The 15,931-nt window shown below is 41.0% G+C and carries 19 protein-coding genes; all 19 read right to left on the bottom strand.

Annotated elements, in window-relative coordinates; all coding sequences use genetic code 11:
- Window positions 1–25 precede the first annotated feature (25 nt).
- Window positions 26–448, bottom strand: coding sequence for a flagellar basal body-associated protein FliL (gene fliL / locus AC07VD_RS09340; RefSeq protein WP_003231964.1), 423 nt, complete (start codon window positions 446–448; stop codon window positions 26–28).
- Complete coding sequence (gene swrD / locus AC07VD_RS09335) at window positions 445–660, bottom strand: swarming motility protein SwrD (protein WP_003231966.1); 216 nt, start codon at window positions 658–660, stop codon at window positions 445–447. The genes fliL and swrD overlap by 4 nt, the downstream gene beginning before the upstream one ends.
- A gap of 39 nt (window positions 661–699) precedes the next feature.
- Window positions 700–1,494: a flagellar basal body rod protein FlgG gene (flgG, locus tag AC07VD_RS09330; RefSeq protein WP_024572497.1), complete on the bottom strand. Its 795-nt coding sequence runs from the start codon at window positions 1,492–1,494 to the stop codon at window positions 700–702.
- Window positions 1,495–1,515: 21 nt separating this feature from the next.
- The gene (gene flgD, locus AC07VD_RS09325) at window positions 1,516–1,938 is read right to left on the bottom strand and encodes a flagellar hook assembly protein FlgD (protein WP_014479786.1); all 423 of its coding nucleotides are present in this window, start codon (window positions 1,936–1,938) and stop codon (window positions 1,516–1,518) included.
- Window positions 1,935–3,398: a flagellar hook-length control protein FliK gene (locus AC07VD_RS09320; protein ID WP_086343836.1), complete on the bottom strand. Its 1,464-nt coding sequence runs from the start codon at window positions 3,396–3,398 to the stop codon at window positions 1,935–1,937. Before AC07VD_RS09320 ends, flgD begins: the two co-directional genes overlap by 4 nt.
- A gap of 12 nt (window positions 3,399–3,410) precedes the next feature.
- A complete protein-coding gene (locus tag AC07VD_RS09315; protein ID WP_069704105.1) occupies window positions 3,411–4,025 on the bottom strand; it encodes a MotE family protein in 615 nt (204 codons plus the stop codon).
- 11 nt (window positions 4,026–4,036) lie between these two features.
- Entirely contained in the window at window positions 4,037–4,480 is a 444-nt protein-coding gene (fliJ, locus tag AC07VD_RS09310; RefSeq protein WP_003231977.1) for a flagellar export protein FliJ, read from the bottom strand.
- A gap of 2 nt (window positions 4,481–4,482) precedes the next feature.
- The gene (gene fliI, locus AC07VD_RS09305; protein WP_033883348.1) at window positions 4,483–5,799 is read right to left on the bottom strand and encodes a flagellar protein export ATPase FliI; all 1,317 of its coding nucleotides are present in this window, start codon (window positions 5,797–5,799) and stop codon (window positions 4,483–4,485) included.
- Window positions 5,796–6,548: a flagellar assembly protein FliH gene (gene fliH, locus AC07VD_RS09300; RefSeq protein WP_042976146.1), complete on the bottom strand. Its 753-nt coding sequence runs from the start codon at window positions 6,546–6,548 to the stop codon at window positions 5,796–5,798. The genes fliI and fliH overlap by 4 nt, the downstream gene beginning before the upstream one ends.
- Window positions 6,541–7,557, bottom strand: coding sequence for a flagellar motor switch protein FliG (fliG, locus tag AC07VD_RS09295; protein ID WP_003231981.1), 1,017 nt, complete (start codon window positions 7,555–7,557; stop codon window positions 6,541–6,543). Before fliG ends, fliH begins: the two co-directional genes overlap by 8 nt.
- 12 nt (window positions 7,558–7,569) lie before the next feature.
- Window positions 7,570–9,186, bottom strand: coding sequence for a flagellar basal-body MS-ring/collar protein FliF (gene fliF / locus AC07VD_RS09290; RefSeq protein ID WP_217017793.1), 1,617 nt, complete (start codon window positions 9,184–9,186; stop codon window positions 7,570–7,572).
- 45 nt (window positions 9,187–9,231) lie between these two features.
- The gene (gene fliE, locus AC07VD_RS09285; protein ID WP_003238544.1) at window positions 9,232–9,552 is read right to left on the bottom strand and encodes a flagellar hook-basal body complex protein FliE; all 321 of its coding nucleotides are present in this window, start codon (window positions 9,550–9,552) and stop codon (window positions 9,232–9,234) included.
- A 10-nt stretch (window positions 9,553–9,562) separates the two neighbouring features.
- Window positions 9,563–10,015: a flagellar basal body rod protein FlgC gene (gene flgC / locus AC07VD_RS09280; RefSeq protein ID WP_024572493.1), complete on the bottom strand. Its 453-nt coding sequence runs from the start codon at window positions 10,013–10,015 to the stop codon at window positions 9,563–9,565.
- Complete coding sequence (gene flgB / locus AC07VD_RS09275) at window positions 10,015–10,404, bottom strand: flagellar basal body rod protein FlgB (RefSeq protein ID WP_003245656.1); 390 nt, start codon at window positions 10,402–10,404, stop codon at window positions 10,015–10,017. Before flgB ends, flgC begins: the two co-directional genes overlap by 1 nt.
- Window positions 10,405–10,783: 379 nt before the next feature.
- Window positions 10,784–11,563: a GTP-sensing pleiotropic transcriptional regulator CodY gene (codY, locus tag AC07VD_RS09270; protein WP_003220850.1), complete on the bottom strand. Its 780-nt coding sequence runs from the start codon at window positions 11,561–11,563 to the stop codon at window positions 10,784–10,786.
- A 39-nt stretch (window positions 11,564–11,602) separates the two neighbouring features.
- On the bottom strand, window positions 11,603–13,006 hold the full coding sequence (gene hslU, locus AC07VD_RS09265) for an ATP-dependent protease ATPase subunit HslU (protein ID WP_003245556.1): 1,404 nt from the start codon (window positions 13,004–13,006) through the stop codon (window positions 11,603–11,605).
- 16 nt (window positions 13,007–13,022) lie between these two features.
- Complete coding sequence (clpQ, locus tag AC07VD_RS09260) at window positions 13,023–13,568, bottom strand: ATP-dependent protease subunit ClpQ (protein WP_003238555.1); 546 nt, start codon at window positions 13,566–13,568, stop codon at window positions 13,023–13,025.
- A 12-nt stretch (window positions 13,569–13,580) separates the two neighbouring features.
- Window positions 13,581–14,495, bottom strand: coding sequence for a tyrosine recombinase XerC (gene xerC / locus AC07VD_RS09255; RefSeq protein WP_003231988.1), 915 nt, complete (start codon window positions 14,493–14,495; stop codon window positions 13,581–13,583).
- A gap of 67 nt (window positions 14,496–14,562) precedes the next feature.
- Entirely contained in the window at window positions 14,563–15,870 is a 1,308-nt protein-coding gene (gene trmFO, locus AC07VD_RS09250) for an FADH(2)-oxidizing methylenetetrahydrofolate--tRNA-(uracil(54)-C(5))-methyltransferase TrmFO (RefSeq protein WP_003244725.1), read from the bottom strand.
- Window positions 15,871–15,931 lie beyond the last annotated feature (61 nt).

The raw sequence follows: 15,931 nt of genomic DNA, 5'->3' as shown, positions 1-15,931 counted from the left end.
CCTCCGTATTCTGTCAAATTATGCTTTATTGCAGATTAAAGGAGGTAATATACACTTTTTCTACTTTTCCTTCTTGGAGGTAGCTATTTATTTTATCTTTTAGTTCCTTCTTAAAGGTTTCTTTTCCCTTGTCTCCCTCAATCTGATCAGCATTCGTATCAGCCAGCAGTGATATAACAGCGTCTTTCACTTGGAAATCACGTTTCTCAAGTTCTTCTTTTGATTTATCAGAATCGGTTTCAAGTTTAATAGCAAGACGGATAATGTTATCAGACTTTAAATTTGTTGTGATCTCTTCTACATCAACAGAAGACGCAACGATTTCATCAATACTTTTTTTCGCTTCACTTTTTTCGGACTTTCCGCCTAAAACAAAATAAGCCGCCGCCCCGAGAGCACCAATTACGATAAGAATAATTAGTAATATGATCATTAACTTTTTCTTCATTCCGGTTCCTCTATTCCTTGATCCATTGCAAATATTTGTATTTTTCGGTAGAAAGCTGCGATCTTTTCCAGAACAGCTTCTTCATCTTCTTTTACTACAAACTTCTTACCATTTGATAGAGTAATTGTAGTATCCGGAAAACATTCAATCTGTTCAATAAATAGCGCATTCAGTGTAAAGGGCTGCCCGTTCAAACGGGTTACTTTAATCATAAAACAGCGGAGAAGCGATTACTCGCCTCCCCTCCCTCCTTAACGTTTAAGGTTAACCAGTTCTTGAAGGATTTCATCAGATGTTGTAATAATTTTTGAGTTTGATTGGAATCCGCGCTGGGCTACGATCATTTCAGTAAATTCGTCAGTTAAATCGACGTTAGACATTTCGAGAAATCCTACTTTAAGGGAACCTGTTCCGCCATCACCGGGCTGGTTCGCTGCACTGGCCGTACCAGAGTTTAAAGATTCACGGTATAAGTTGCTCCCGATTTTATCTAAGCCGTCACTGTTGGCAAAAGTCACAATCCCGATTTGTCCGCCGTCTTGTGATTGACCACCGGCATCAACGATCGATACCTTGCCATCAGAACCGATAGTGAAACTTTGTGCATCAGTAGGAATTTTAATTGTTCCGCCATTCATATTTAGTACATGGTAGCCATCACCTGTAACCAGTGTTCCGGTATTATCTAAATAGAAGTTCCCTGCTCTTGTATAAGCTGTCCCGTCACCTGTATCAATTCGGAAGTAACCGTCGCCGTCAATTGCTAAATCAAGTGTTCTTCCTGTACTTTGTGTCGCGCTTGTTGAATGAATTGTATCAATTGTGCCAGATGATGAACCTAAACCGATCTGCTTAGAGTTCGTACCGCCGATAGTTGCACCGGCCGCAGAACCGCCGGCAATCGTTTGGCTTACCATATCTTTAAAGGTCACACGGCTCTTTTTGAATCCTACTGTATTTACGTTGGCAATGTTGTTACCGATTACGTCAAGCTTTGTTTGAAAGTTTTTCATACCGCTGATTCCAGAATAAAGTGAACGTAACATAATATATTCCCCCAGATGTTTTTATTTAGATGATTGTCCCACAGACATGACATTCGCAGGACTGATCTCGGTCCCATCATCAAGAACGAGATAATAATTTCCTTTAAAATGTTTAACAGAGCTTACTGTGCCTGTTTTATCTGTTGCACTTTTACCATCAGTCCAAGATACTTCTTTTCCCATCCAATCAACATACGTTGTAAACGGATCTTGGTTTTCGACAAATTGAGTCATTGTCGTATTCAGATTCATCATTTGCTCCAAACTTGAAAAAGTCGCCATCTGGCTGATAAATTCTTTATCGTCAACCGGATTGAGCGGATCTTGGTTTTGGACTTGAGTCATTAATATTTTTAAAAACTCATCTTTCCCCAAGCTGCTGTTGTTCGTCGACACAGTGTTCGTTTTTTCGGGCAGTTTATATTCTGAACTTATAGAAGTCATTCTTCTTCCTCCATTTCAACCATCGACACTTCATCGAGCAGATCGCCAAAATCATTTGATTGCTTTTTCTGTCTTTGCTGTCTCTGCCCCTCTTGCTGCTGTTTCTGTTCATCAGCAAGCTGGCCGTATATCGGCTGATCCCCGCTTTGGACCGGAAGAGTAAAACGGTCAATTTGGACGGCCATATTCGGCAATGATTGCTTCAGCTGAGGAAGATGCTGTTCAAGCAATTCTTTTGCTGATTGGCTAGATGCTATGATTTTACTCTGAAACATTCCATTTTCATTTGTCAGCTTGATTGTGACAAATCCTAAATGTTCAGGGTTCAGCCGAATAGTGAAACTTCCCGTCGATCTGCCGAAAGGCGTATATTTCATCTGCTTCCACGCATTAATCACTTGATCAGCCACCGTTTTTGTTTCGGCATTTGGTATATCAGATGACATCTGCTGCAGATCAAGTGTTTGAACTCCTCCTATGCTCCGATACCCCGAAAACAGCATTTGGAGTCCTGATTTACTATCTATAGGCTGAATACTTCCAGAAACATCCGATGCATTTGTGCTGGATGAACTCTGCGAGAGCGGTGTGAGAACACGCTTCCCAAAGTCTTGTGATGATTCGGATGATTTCGATAACAAGAAGGCTTTCAGCTGGCTTTCAGCTAAACTCCATTCTTTGGTCCCTTTTTGAGGAAGCATAGACATTTGATCCATTAAGCTTTGAAAGCTTTTCAGCTCTGACGCTGTCATCGAGTGAAGTTTTGAACTTGACTCAGCTTTAGTGAATATTTGCTGTTTAAGATCCTGAATTAGTTGTTGAGATACACCCTTCTTTTCTAATGCAGAAAGGAATTGATCTCCATTTTGGTAAATGGCATGAGCTTCATTGCCATTCCCGCGATCAGTCAGCTTATTCCCTTCTACGAGCTGGCTAATGAACATCTGGATATAGATGAGCTCTTTAGCAGCCTCGGATACTTCATTTTCCTGATTTGATTGCTCTGTATCAGACTTCAGTGCTCCATTAATGTCAGAAGCAGAATCATTGGCACTCAGAGCCGTTTTAGCTTCTGAAAAAATTTTCTCCGTTTCTGTGAGCAATTGATCCGTCCCGCCTGACATTTTTGATTCAACTGCTTGCAAAAGATTTTGCAACATTTGCAGAGCATTCGCATCCAATTGCTTCCCTGTCAGTTTGCTTAATGTTTGCAAAAGATCCGCATTTTGTTTGTCTTGAACTTCAGGACTTGCATTTAGCCATTCACCGATCTTTTTAAGCGCATCTGCTAAAAGCTGATCTTCGGAATTAGAAGTTCCCTTTCCTTGTTCTGAAAGTTCCTTCAATCCAGTCTCAGACATAAGCCAGTTTTGAAAAACTCCCTGGCTACTTTTCATGTTTTTAGCGGCAGAACCCGTTGTGGTTTGCAGTAAAGGTCCGGCTAATTCAAGCAGCTTCACCTTTCATTCCCCCTATTCTTGGCTGGCAGCAATTTTTTCTGTATAGGTTGCTGCTTGCTCAGGAGTCATTTTCGCCAATATGTCAGCAAGCTGCTTTTTGCTTAGGCCATTCAATATTTTCAGTGCTTCTTGCTCCTTTAATTGGGCAATAATTTTAGCAGCCTTTCCGCTGTCCATGCTTTTGTACACACTGATCACTTTGTCATTTTCAGAAGAAGCTTTCGAGTCTGCTGATCCTTCAGTATGATCTTCTGATGACTTTTTTTGATCCTCAGCCGTCTTTTCAAGTGAACGGATCTTTTGATTGAGCCTATCGATTTCTGATTTGCTTGTTTCTAAATCTTTATTCAATATACTGATTTCACTTTTTTGATCCTTAATGGTCTTTTCCAGAGCTGCCGTATTACTGCTATCCTTACTTGATGCTGTGCCTTTTTTATTTTCGGTTTCAGGGACCAATTCTTTAAGAACCGGCGTTTTTGCCGCAGCATCCTGTATCGGCTTTAAGACATTGATACCAGCAGCCCAAAGAACAATCCCCCCTGCGATTAATAGAAACATCAGCGGGAGGATAATGATAAGCAAAACCGAACGGAACTTACCTGATTCTTTCTTTTTGCCGGACATTACATTCGCTCCTAATGGCCTTGAATCATAAACTGCTTAATCGAAATATCGTCCATTTCTTTCATTTCTGCAGCTTTATCTTCAAGAGCAAACATTTTAAACTGTTTTTCACGCATTTTTTCAAACTTTTTCACTTCAATGTTTTTCTCTGTCAAAATTTCTTGTTTTTGATTCATTTGATTTCTTTTCATAATGACAAGCTTTTGATAGTGATAGATCGTATTATCAAGATTTGAAACAAATTGTTGGTAGTGCCTCATTTCTTGTACACTCATGCCGCTTTTTAATTTCTTTTCCTTATTTTGTTCCAGCAATTCTTTTTTGCTCATATTCTCATATAATTTTTCAGCAACGTTTTCAAATTCAGAAACTGATTGCTGATACTCGGATAAGGATTGGTCTTTTTCATTTTCTTTTAGTTCCAGCAGCTTTTGGAATCTAAATTGATAAGCCACGTTTATTCCTCATTTCCTGTCAAACTAGTTAATGCAGCAACGCTTTCTTCCAATAAAGCCGGTTCGTCTGTTCCCTGCTTTAAAAATTGAATAAGCTGCGGATAAAATTGTATCGCTTCATCAATTTCTCTGGATGATCCTCTTTTGTAAGCTCCGATATTAATGAGATCTTCCGAATTTTGATATGTCGATAAAAGTTCACGGAATTTATTTGCCGCATCCAGATGCTGTTTTGTTGAAATGTTTGACATCACCCTGCTGATGCTTTTTAGTACGTTAACTGCAGGAAACTGGCCTTTATTGGCAAGCGCCCTGTCCAACACAATATGTCCGTCTAAAATTCCGCGTACAGTATCGGCAATCGGCTCATTCATGTCATCCCCGTCTACCAACACTGTATAAAATGCCGTAATGGTTCCATGCTCGTTTGCACCTGTTCGTTCTAGTAAACGAGGTAAAATAGCGAACACTGAAGGTGTATAACCTTTTGTCGTCGGAGGCTCCCCTGCAGCCAGTCCAATCTCTCGCTGCGCCATTGCCACCCTTGTAACAGAATCCATCATAAACATGACATTTTGGCCTTTATCTCGGAAATACTCGGCAATGGCAGTCGCTGTATATGCCGCTTTCAATCTCATTAATGCTGGCTGGTCTGAGGTGGCAACGACTACAATCGATCGTTTCAGCCCCTCTTTCCCCAGATCTTTTTCAATAAACTCCCGAACCTCTCGTCCGCGTTCTCCGACAAGTGCAATGACGTTTAAGTCAGCCTCTGTCTGCTTGGCGATCATCCCCATTAAGGTGCTTTTTCCGACACCGCTTCCTGCAAAAATTCCAATCCGCTGGCCTTTACCGACTGTCAGCAAGCTGTCAATTGATCTGACTCCAACACCCATCTTTTCACGGATAGGCGGCCGTTTCATCGGGTTGGGCGGTGATTGCTCCGTTGATACAGGCGAAAGCCCTTTCGGCAGAAGTTTTCCGTCAAGCGGTTCTCCAAAAGCATCGATGACTTGTCCAATCAGTCCGGTTCCAACTTTAACCCGAAGTGATTCCCCAGTAGCTTCTACAATGCTGCCAGGTGCAATGCTCGCAGCCTCTAAATAAGGCATAAGCAAAATATTTTCTTCCTGGAAGCCGACTACCTCAGCTTTAATGACTTTCCCAGATTGTCCTTTTGCATAAATCAGGCACACGTCGCCAATTGAGCTTGCTGGCCCTTTTGATTCAATCATCAAGCCGATTACCCGCTTGACTTTTCCGTACCGTTTATACGAGTCTGTCATTTCTATACAATCTATCAGACTCTGTGTCTTCATTCAGCTGCACCTGCTTCCAGCGCTGTCAGAAGTTTATCTTTCAATTGCATCAATTGTGTGTCAACACTCGCATCTACCCTGCCAAAAGGAGTTTCAATATAACAGGTTCCTTTTTGAGCTTTTTCATCAGCATATATGCCAAGCCGGCATTCTTTATAAAGAAGCTGCTGGATTTCATCTTTTTGCTGAAAGATTGTCTCATAGTAATATGGATCAACATAAATTGATATATCGTCATATTCCTTCACTTCGTTTATAACCTGTTGTACAAGCAGGAGGAAAGCCTCTTTATCATCAGCCTTTTGCTGCCAAACTTTTTTTGCTAAGGCAACGGCAAGCTCTACGATTTCTTCATTAGCGTCTTCAAGCTTGTCCTCAACAGCTTTTCTGGACATTTCAGTTATACTGTTCGCTTGGCCGATCAGTTCGGCATACTGTTGCATTGCCTCAGCTTTGCCCAACGCTACTCCTTGTTCAAAGCCCTCGGTTTTTGCTTCTTCAATAAGCTTCTGTTTTTCAGCCGCCCAATCGTTTTTCTCCTGCTCAATTTGACGGCGAATATTTTCTATATGACTGTTTGCCTGCTCAGAAATCCGGTCAGCTTCCTCTTTCACTCGGGCCATAAGCGCCTCCGGGTTCTCTTCAGCCTGCAAAAGGTGAGAATGATCAATACGCACCTCTTGTATAGAAAGTTTTCTTTTTTCCTTTTGTGGAGAAATAGATGATTCTTGTTTAATGATATTAGACAATAATATCATCCCCTCCGCCTCTTGCTATCACAATTTCACCGGCTTCTTCAAGCTTTCTGACGATGCTTACAATTCTCGATTGTGCTTCTTCTACATCTTTCAAGCGTACAGGGCCCATAAATTCCATTTCTTCTTTGAAGGTTTCAACCATACGCTGTGACATATTGTTGAACACAATTTCTTTGACTTCCTCGCTTGCAACCTTTAATGAAAGGAGCAAATCGTCGTTCTCAACATCGCGAATGACTCTCTGAATGGCACGGTTATCAAGTGTGACAATATCTTCGAAGACAAACATCCGCTTTTTAATCTCTTCAGCAAGATCGGGATCCTGAATTTCCAATGAATCCAAGATCGTCTTCTCTGTCCCTCTGTCTACCCCGTTTAACACTTCCACAACAGCTTCAATTCCGCCTGTTTGTGTATAATCCTGAGTAAATGCAGAAGATAATTTTTGTTCCAGAATCCGTTCTACCTCGTTAATTATTTCTGGAGACGTTCTATCCATGACCGCGATTCTTCTCGCAACCTCAGCCTGCACTTCAGGGTTCAGCTCGGATAAAATTTGCCCGGCCTGCACTGGATCTAAATAAGACAAGATTAACGCCATCGTCTGCGGATGCTCTTGCTGGATAAAATTCAAAATTTGTTCTGGCTCCGCTTTTCTGGCAAAATCAAATGGTTTAACCTGCAAAGAAGAAGTCAGCCTGTTTAGAATGTTCTCCGCCTTATCCTCTCCAAGCGCCTTTTCCAGAACTTGTCTTGCATAGCTTAAACCGCCTTGAGAAATATAATCTTGCGCAATGGCTATATTATGAAATTCTTCTATGATTTCATCCTTTTTTTGATGATCGACGCTTCGAACACCTGATATTTCCAGAGTAAGCCTTTCAATTTCTTCATCGGTTAAGTGCTTATAGACAGAAGCTGACACATCTAACCCCAAGGAAATCATGAGAATGGCTGCTTTTTGTTTTCCTGTAAGCTTATCTTGATCACGTCTCGCCATTTCTAATTCCTCCTAATCCTCGGCCAGCCAGCTTCTCAGCAGTTTTGCAAAATCTTCCGGCTTGTCTTTCGCCATCTTTTCAAGCTGTTTTCGTCTGACTGATTCCGCTGTTTCATTTTCCTCTTCGTTGATATCAGGCAAATTGATTGGTTCTTGAGGAACCTCATACTCATACTCATATTCCTCAAATTCATCCTCTTGCGCCCGTTTCTTTCTGATAAGCATAATGATCAGAACAATGATCGCTGCGATTAAAACACCGCCTACAATATATGCCCACAGCGGGATACCTGAGGATTTTTCCGTATTTGTATCCAAATTGACTTTGCCGTCGAATGGCTGAACGGAGACAACAATCTTATTATTGATATCAGCATCAGATAAATTCTGGTTTTGCGTTTCATCTTTATCCAAAGATGTTCTGACTACAGTTGAAAGGATTTTTTGTATATCATCCTGTCTTTCAGTTGATAGCGACGCTGTGTTTTTGGCATCAGGCGGCTCTACCATTACTTGAATCCCTAAATCTCTGACCTTATAAGGACTTTCAGCGATTTCTTTATGAATTCGGTTAACCTCGTAATTGATTTTGTTGCTGTTTTTTTCGTAGTTTCCGCTTTCGGTATTTTCACCGTCAGCCTTATAATTTGTTACATCTTCCTCGCCGGTTCCGGCAGTTCCTCCGTTGGCTGCACCGTCGCCCTGATATGTTTCAGATACCTTTTCAGCGCTGACTGCAATGCCTTCCATGTTTTCTTTATCCACAGGTTCGACAATGTCTTCTGTCCGATTTTCTTTTGTGAAATCAATGTCTGCTGTAACGGAGACAACGACTTTATCTTGGCCCATCATCGTACCAAGAAGTGACTGTACATGTTTTTGAATGTCTTTTTCAACTTGAGACTTAATTCCTTGCTGAGAAGAATAACTATCCGCGTAGGACCCTGCATCACTGTCTGATTTGTCGTAGTATGTAGAATTTTGATCCATGATGACGATGTTATCTTCTTTTAGGTTCGGCACGCTTTTAGATACCAGATGATATAATCCGTTGATCTGGCTTTGATCAAGTGTATAACCCGGTTGAATCTGCAAAACGATTGATGCAGATGCTGCAGATTGCTCTTCACCGACAAACACCGCGTCTTTCGGGAGATTAATCATTACTTTTGAACTTTTAATACCGTCCATTTCATTGATCAAGTTTGACAGTTCTGTCTGTGTAGCTTTTACTTTCACCATATCAAACTCATTGTCTGTCAAACCAAAGCCGGCATTCTGTCCAAAAAATGAATAATCAATTGATCCGGTTTTAGGAAGTCCTTCTGCAGCCATCTGCACTTTCAAAGAATCAACCTGATCCTCCGGAACACTAATCACTGTACCGCCATTCGAAAGTTCGTTTGGCACTTTTTTTGCATCCAATTCTTCTTTGATTTGTCCTGCTTCTTCGGCAGACAAATCTTTGTACAGCGGCGCCATTTTAGAATTTGAAGCAAAAACACTAATAATAATTCCAATAATAATAATTGCCGCTAAAGCACTAACCATTAAAATCTTTTGTAATTTAGATCTATTTTTCCAAAACTCACTCGTTTTGTTTTTCATTTGCATTAGAGTACGATTCATGTTAACCCCCGGTCATTCCACTCTTTCTCTAAATCGTCAGACCCCCTACATTTGCATTCTCATAATCTCCTGATAAGCTTCCACAGCTTTATTGCGGAACTCTGTTGCTGCAGTTAGAGAGATGCTAGCTTTTTGAGCAGCGATCATGACCTCATCAAGATTTACATCTTTTCCTGCAGCCAAGGCATTAGTCATGTTGTCAGAAGCTACTTGGGACTCATTTAACGAACTAATAGAGTTTTTTAAAAGCTCCGAAAAGCTTGTTTGATTTGAAGAATCTGTTTTTTGGCTATTGTTTACTTGATTTGTTGCATTTTGAGTGTTTTGAGTATTTTGAACCTGAAAAGGAGAAATTGCATTAATCACATTCATTCACCTACTTTCCGATTTCTAACGCCTTCATCAGCATTCCCTTTGTGGCATTCATCGCCGTGACATTCGCCTCATATGATCTGGTGCTGCTGACAAGATCAACCATTTCCTTTAATGGATCAACATTAGGCTTTTGTACATATCCATCAGCGTTTGCATCAGGGTCTGTCGGATCATAGACAAGATTAAAATCCGAATCATCCTCTGTAATTTTTGAAACCTTCACACCGTTTCCAGCACTACCGCTTCCGCTCATTTGAGAATTGAGAATGGAAGAGAACGATTCACCTTTTGACTGAAGGGAGACCATTTTTCTTCTGTAAGGCACCCACTCTCCATTCACCTGCTTAGCTCTTGTCGTATCCATATTTGCTAAGTTAGATGATACAACGTCCATTCTGACTCGCTGAGCTGTTAAAGCCGATGCTGAAACATTTAAGCTATGAAAAGCTGTCATCATTTTCCTCCTGTTAATACGGTCTTCAGCGAATTAAATTTACCGTTCATTCTTTCAACCAAAGCTTGATAGTTGATTTGATTTTGCGCCAATTCTGTCATCTCTTTGTCAACATCAACATTGTTTCCGTTTTGCTGATACGATGTATCTCCGCTCGCAACAATTGAATAATTCGAATCAGTATCAGAAAAATCAACATGACGATAGTCTGTTTTTATCGCTTCAAGACGCGAGGATTCTTGATCTAATAAATTTTGGAAAGAGACTTTTTTTGCCTTATAGTTCGGTGTATCTATATTGGCGATATTATTAGTTATGACTTTTTGCTTAATATCCGCTCTGCTCAAGGCATTTTCAAGATTTTGTATCGTTCCAGAAAATAAGCTCAAATCCACTTACCTCCATTTCAGTTTTTTTCACCCTCAATATCCTTGTCGAGAATTGTAAAACTATATGCTTATTGTAAGAAATAACAGGCATAAAGTCTATGAAGTTCGTGTAAAAAAATGTCCTCACAATTATCTATTTTGTAACTAGGTATAAAGTCCTAGATTGTTAGAACTACATTTCTCACCTTGATATAAGCCTGAAAATAGCAGAATTTCTGTTTTTTCTCCTTTCTTTTCGGCATTTTTAAAACTTTTTGAAGAAAAATGCAAAATTTATTAAAATTATTACATAGAAAGACTTTCAACCCAGGAAATAAAGCTTATTGATTTCCTTTATTTGAAATAAAAAAAGAACCCTCAAAAAGGGTTCTTTTTGTGATTAATGAGATTTTAGATTTTCTAATTCAATTAGGAATTTGTTGTTTAGTACCTTGATATAAGTACCTTTCATTCCTAATGATCTAGACTCGATAACACCGGCGCTCTCCAGCTTTCTGAGTGCGTTCACAATAACAGAACGGGTAATGCCGACACGGTCAGCAATTTTACTTGCAACAAGAAGACCTTCATTTCCGTCAAGCTCCTCAAAAATGTGCTCAATTGCTTCAAGCTCACTGTAAGAAAGCGAGCTGATAGCCATTTGTACGACAGCTTTGCTTCTTGCTTCCTCTTCAATTTCTTCTGCTTTTTCTCTTAGGATTTCCATTCCGACAACTGTTGCGCCGTATTCAGCTAGAATTAAGTCATCGTCATTGAATTGATCTTGTAAACGTGAAAGAATAAGTGTTCCTAATCTTTCCCCGCCTCCGATGATCGGCACAATTGTTGTTAAACCAGCTTGAAACAGGTCTCTGTTCTCAACAGGGAAAGCAGTATATTCACTATTAATATCCAAGTTAGAAGATGTTTCAGGGACATTAAACAGATTTTTCGTATATTCTTCAGGGAATTGACGATCCTCAAGCATTTTTTTCATACGATCATTTTCAATTTGCTGGTTAATAGAATACCCAAGGAGTTTCCCTCTGCGGCTTACAACGAAAATATTGGAATCAATTACATCCCGCAGCGTCTCCGCCATTTCCTTGAAGTTTACCGGTTTCCCTGCCGCAGCTTGCAGCATGGAGTTAATAATTCTTGTTTTTTGTAATAAAGCCATGATAAATAATCCTCCTAAACATTCCTCATATTAAATTTTTCACAATATAAATTGACTTAAATCTTTGTTTTTGGCTATCGTTCCGAGCTTTTCTTCGACATACTGTGGTGTAATCGTTATTTTCTCCATCGTTACATCTGGAGCTTCAAACGACAAATCTTCTAATAGGCGTTCAAGTATTGTATGAAGGCGTCTCGCACCGATATTATCTGTGTCCTGGTTCACATGATAAGCAACTTCAGCAATCTTATGAATAGCTTCGTCAGAAAATTCAAGAGATATACCTTCTGTCTGCAATAATGCCTGATATTGTTTCAGCAGCGCATTATCCGGCTCAACCAAAATTCTCACGAAGTCGTCTACCGTGAGTTTGTTCAGTTCTACACGAATTGGGAAACGCCCCTGCAGCTCAGGAATCAAATCAGACGGTTTGGCCATATGAAACGCTCCTGCTGCAATAAATAATACATGGTCTGTTTTTACAGAACCATATTTAGTGACAACGGTTGAACCCTCAACAATCGGCAGGATATCCCGCTGAACGCCTTCTCTTGAAACATCGGCAGAAGAAGATGCACCGCCGTTCTTTGCGATTTTATCAATCTCATCAATAAAGATAATCCCGCTCTCTTCTGCTCTCTGAACAGCTTCCTGGCCGACTTCATCCATATCGATGAGTTTGCTTGCTTCTTCATTCGTCAGGACTTTTCTGGCTTCTCTGACTGTCATTTTGCGCCGCTTCTTTTTCTTTGGCATTAATCCGCTCAGCGCATCCTGCATGTTCATACCCATCTGCTCCATACCCGAGCCCTGCAGCATGTCAAACATAGAAGGCTGCTGCTCTTCGACTTCTACTGTTACATAGTAGTCTTCGAGCTCTCCTAAAGCCAGCTGATGCGCCATTCGTTTTCTTTTTTCTTCGATGTTTGCTTCTTCCTGGCTCTCCGCCTCATCTTCACCATTCGGCTGGCTGCCTCCAAAAAACATTTCAAACGGATTTTTAACGCCAGATTGTTTTTTCTTCCCGGGAACTAACAGACGAACAATGCGTTTGTTTGCATTTTCTTCTGCCTGTTCCTTTACTTCATTCATTTTCTCTTCTTTTATAAGCCGAACAGAAGTCTCCACAAGATCTCTGACCATTGATTCAACATCTCTGCCTACATAGCCGACTTCGGTAAATTTAGTAGCTTCAATTTTGATAAATGGCGCACCTGAAAGCTTAGCGATTCGTCTGGCAATTTCAGTTTTCCCGACGCCGGTAGGACCCATCATTAAAATGTTTTTCGGAACGACCTCGTCCTTCAGCTTTTCATCCAGAAGACTTCTTCTATAGCGGTTTCTTAATGCCACGGCGACAGCTTTTTTCGCATTTTGCTGACCGACAATATATTGGTCTAACCGATCTACAATCTGTCTAGGAGTTAACGGTTTTTTTTCCATGCGCCTCAAGTCCTTTCTATTCAAGCTCTTCCAGTATGATTTGATCGTTCGTGTAAACACAAATTTCGCCTGCTGTTTCTAACGCGGCTCTGGCAATCTCACTTGCAGACATGCTTTCACCGGCATGCTTTTTCAATGCTCTTCCCGCTGCCAAAGCGTAATTGCCTCCTGATCCAATCGCGAGAATGCCGTCATCTGGTTCGATCACCTCGCCTGTTCCCGATACGAGAAGCAAAGTATCCTGATTCATAACAATCAGCATGGCTTCGAGCTTTCTTAGCACTTTATCGCTGCGCCATTCCTTCGCAAGCTCAACAGCCGCACGTTTTAAGTTGCCGTTATATTCTTCAAGCTTAGCTTCAAACTTTTCGAATAAAGTGAAAGCGTCTGCAACAGATCCCGCAAAGCCAGCAAGAACTTTGCCGTTAAACAGTTTTCTCACTTTCCGTGCCGTGTGTTTCATGACAACAGCCTGACCAAATGTTACTTGGCCGTCTCCGGACATAGCGCTTCGTCCTTTATGCTGTACGGCAAATATTGTGGTCGCATGAAAAGATGACATAAAGGGCCTCCTTTAATTTTTCTTAAATGCTCTTGGATGGTGAGACATATATGTGTTTCTCAACATTTCCTTCGAAACGTGCGTGTATATCTGTGTAGAAGACAGATTGGAATGCCCGAGCAGTTCTTGAACGCTTCTCAAATCCGCTCCTTCATTTAACAGATGCGTGGCGAACGTATGTCGAAGCATATGCGGATGGATATGTAAAGTGCTTGACGCTTTTTGAACAAGCCCGCTTAAAATATGTCTGATGCCACGGGCTGTAAGCGGTCCGCCTCTTTGATTTACGAATAATAGATCATGAGGTTCTTTTGCCTTCATCAGCAAGCACTGTCTTCCGCTATTCATGTATACCTTCAACGCTTCGCGGGCATAAGACCCAAAGGGGATATAGCGCTGCTTCTTGCCTTTACCGTGAACAAGCACAGTGTCCATAAATAAATCAACGTCGTTAATAGTTATGGAACAGCATTCACTGACCCTCATTCCGGTGGCATAGAGCAGCTCTAACAGCGCTTGATCCCTCATTCCGGCCGGCTGGCTTATATCTGAAACTTCAAACAGCTCCTCAAGCTCTTTTTGATATAGAAACTTCGGTATCCGTTTCTCCTGTTTTGGCAGATGAACAAGCTGAAACGGATTTTCTTCAATAAGCTTTTCCCGCATCAGAAACTTATAAAAGCTTCTTAATGCAGATATCTTTTTGCTTATTGTTCTTCTCGATAAACCTTTTTCATAGGCTTCTGTCAAAAAAATCCTAGTATCTTGATATGCAGCTTCTTCAAATCCATTTATACCTTGAACGCGCAGGAAAGTCTCGAATTCTTCAATTGAATCCACATAATTCACAATAGTATATTGTGAATAATTTTTTTCAATTTGTAAATATTCAACGAATAACTTTACGAAATTCTTAACATTCTCCATGCCTAATACCTCCCCAGGAAGGGCTTTTAAATGGTATCACAAATCGCGCTCAGGTTGCAATCAATACCTATATTGTTTTCGAAATTGTTTGAATTGTTTCAATCGCACGGTTCGCGTATTGTTCATTTCGTTCTTTTTTATTTTTAATTTTAACTGGCAATTCTTTTAAAAGCCCAAAGTTTGCATTCATCGGCTGGAAGTTCTTCTGGTTTGTTGTTGTAATATAATGTGCCATACTGCCAATTGCTGTTTCCTGAGGGAAGATCACAAGCTCTTCTCCCAATACAAGCTTCGCCGCATTAATGCCTGCTACAAGTCCTGAGGCAGCTGATTCCACATATCCTTCTACTCCCGTCATTTGGCCTGCAAAGAACAGATCACTGCGGTTTTTAAATTGATAAGTCGGCTTTAACAGGCTTGGAGAGTTAATAAATGTGTTTCTGTGCATCACGCCATATCTGACGATTTCTACATTTTCAAGTCCTGGAATCAACTTGAGAACTTCCTTTTGGTCTCCCCATTTTAAATGAGTCTGGAATCCTACAATATTATAAAGTGTTCCCGCAGCATCATCCTGTCTGAGCTGAACGACGGCATAAGGGCGTTTTCCTGTAACAGGATGCTCTAGACCAACCGGTTTCATCGGACCGAAAAGCATTGTTTTCTTACCCCGTTTTGCCATGACTTCAATCGGCATGCAGCCTTCAAAGAAAATCTCTTTTTCAAATTCTTTTAACGGCACTGTTTCTGCTGATGTTAATGCTTCATGAAAACGGTCAAACTCTTCTTCTGTCATCGGGCAGTTCAAATATGCTGCTTCACCTTTATCATAACGGGATTTCAGATACACTTTATCCATATCAAGGCTGTCTTTTTCTACAATCGGCGCCGCTGCGTCATAAAAATATAAATAGTCCTCTCCAGTCAGCTCCTTCAGCTGGGCAGACAGCGATTCTGATGTTAACGGACCCGTTGCGATGATAGTGGGGCCTTCAGGAATTTCAGTCACTTCTTCATTAATAACGGTTACGTTTGGATGATTTTTCACCCGATTTGTCACACTTGCGGCAAATTCATGACGGTCTACTGCAAGAGCGCCCCCGGCAGGCACCGAACATTCGTCAGCCGCCGCGATAATGGCTGAATCAAGCGCACGCATTTCTTCCTTTAATACACCGACAGCGTTAGCAAGCGTATTAGAGCGAAGAGAGTTGCTGCAGACAAGCTCGGCAAATTTATCTGTATGGTGCGCAGGCGTTTGTTTAACTGGCCGCATTTCATACAATTTGACTTGAATCCCCCGTTTGGCAAGCTGCCATGCTGCTTCACTTCCTGCGAGTCCGGCTCCGATTACATTCACTGTTTGTTGGTTCATCTTTCACATCTCCTAGTTTATTATTCAAGGCCTTCTTTTAACACACAAAGAAGGTGAGCAA

The organism is Bacillus sp. GW821-FHT01G09 (assembly GCF_059422205.1).
The sequence above is the reverse complement of the archived record's forward strand: the minus strand, read 5'-3'. Positions and strand labels throughout refer to the sequence as shown.

Excerpts from the sequence above, each read along its gene's own strand:
- fliL (WP_003231964.1), bottom strand. The coding sequence starts at position 448 with ATGAAGAAAAAGTTAATGATCATATTACTAATTATTCTTATCGTAATT.
- swrD (WP_003231966.1), bottom strand. The coding sequence starts at position 660 with ATGATTAAAGTAACCCGTTTGAACGGGCAGCCCTTTACACTGAATGCG.
- flgG (WP_024572497.1), bottom strand. The coding sequence starts at position 1,494 with ATGTTACGTTCACTTTATTCTGGAATCAGCGGTATGAAAAACTTTCAA.
- flgD (WP_014479786.1), bottom strand. The coding sequence starts at position 1,938 with ATGACTTCTATAAGTTCAGAATATAAACTGCCCGAAAAAACGAACACT.
- AC07VD_RS09315 (WP_069704105.1), bottom strand. The coding sequence starts at position 4,025 with ATGTCCGGCAAAAAGAAAGAATCAGGTAAGTTCCGTTCGGTTTTGCTT.
- fliI (WP_033883348.1), bottom strand. The coding sequence starts at position 5,799 with ATGAAGACACAGAGTCTGATAGATTGTATAGAAATGACAGACTCGTAT.
- fliG (WP_003231981.1), bottom strand. The coding sequence starts at position 7,557 with ATGGCGAGACGTGATCAAGATAAGCTTACAGGAAAACAAAAAGCAGCC.
- fliF (WP_217017793.1), bottom strand. The coding sequence starts at position 9,186 with ATGAATCGTACTCTAATGCAAATGAAAAACAAAACGAGTGAGTTTTGG.
- flgC (WP_024572493.1), bottom strand. The coding sequence starts at position 10,015 with ATGACAGCTTTTCATAGCTTAAATGTTTCAGCATCGGCTTTAACAGCT.
- codY (WP_003220850.1), bottom strand. The coding sequence starts at position 11,563 with ATGGCTTTATTACAAAAAACAAGAATTATTAACTCCATGCTGCAAGCT.
- hslU (WP_003245556.1), bottom strand. The coding sequence starts at position 13,006 with ATGGAAAAAAAACCGTTAACTCCTAGACAGATTGTAGATCGGTTAGAC.
- clpQ (WP_003238555.1), bottom strand. The coding sequence starts at position 13,568 with ATGTCATCTTTTCATGCGACCACAATATTTGCCGTACAGCATAAAGGA.
- xerC (WP_003231988.1), bottom strand. The coding sequence starts at position 14,495 with ATGGAGAATGTTAAGAATTTCGTAAAGTTATTCGTTGAATATTTACAA.
- trmFO (WP_003244725.1), bottom strand. The coding sequence starts at position 15,870 with ATGAACCAACAAACAGTGAATGTAATCGGAGCCGGACTCGCAGGAAGT.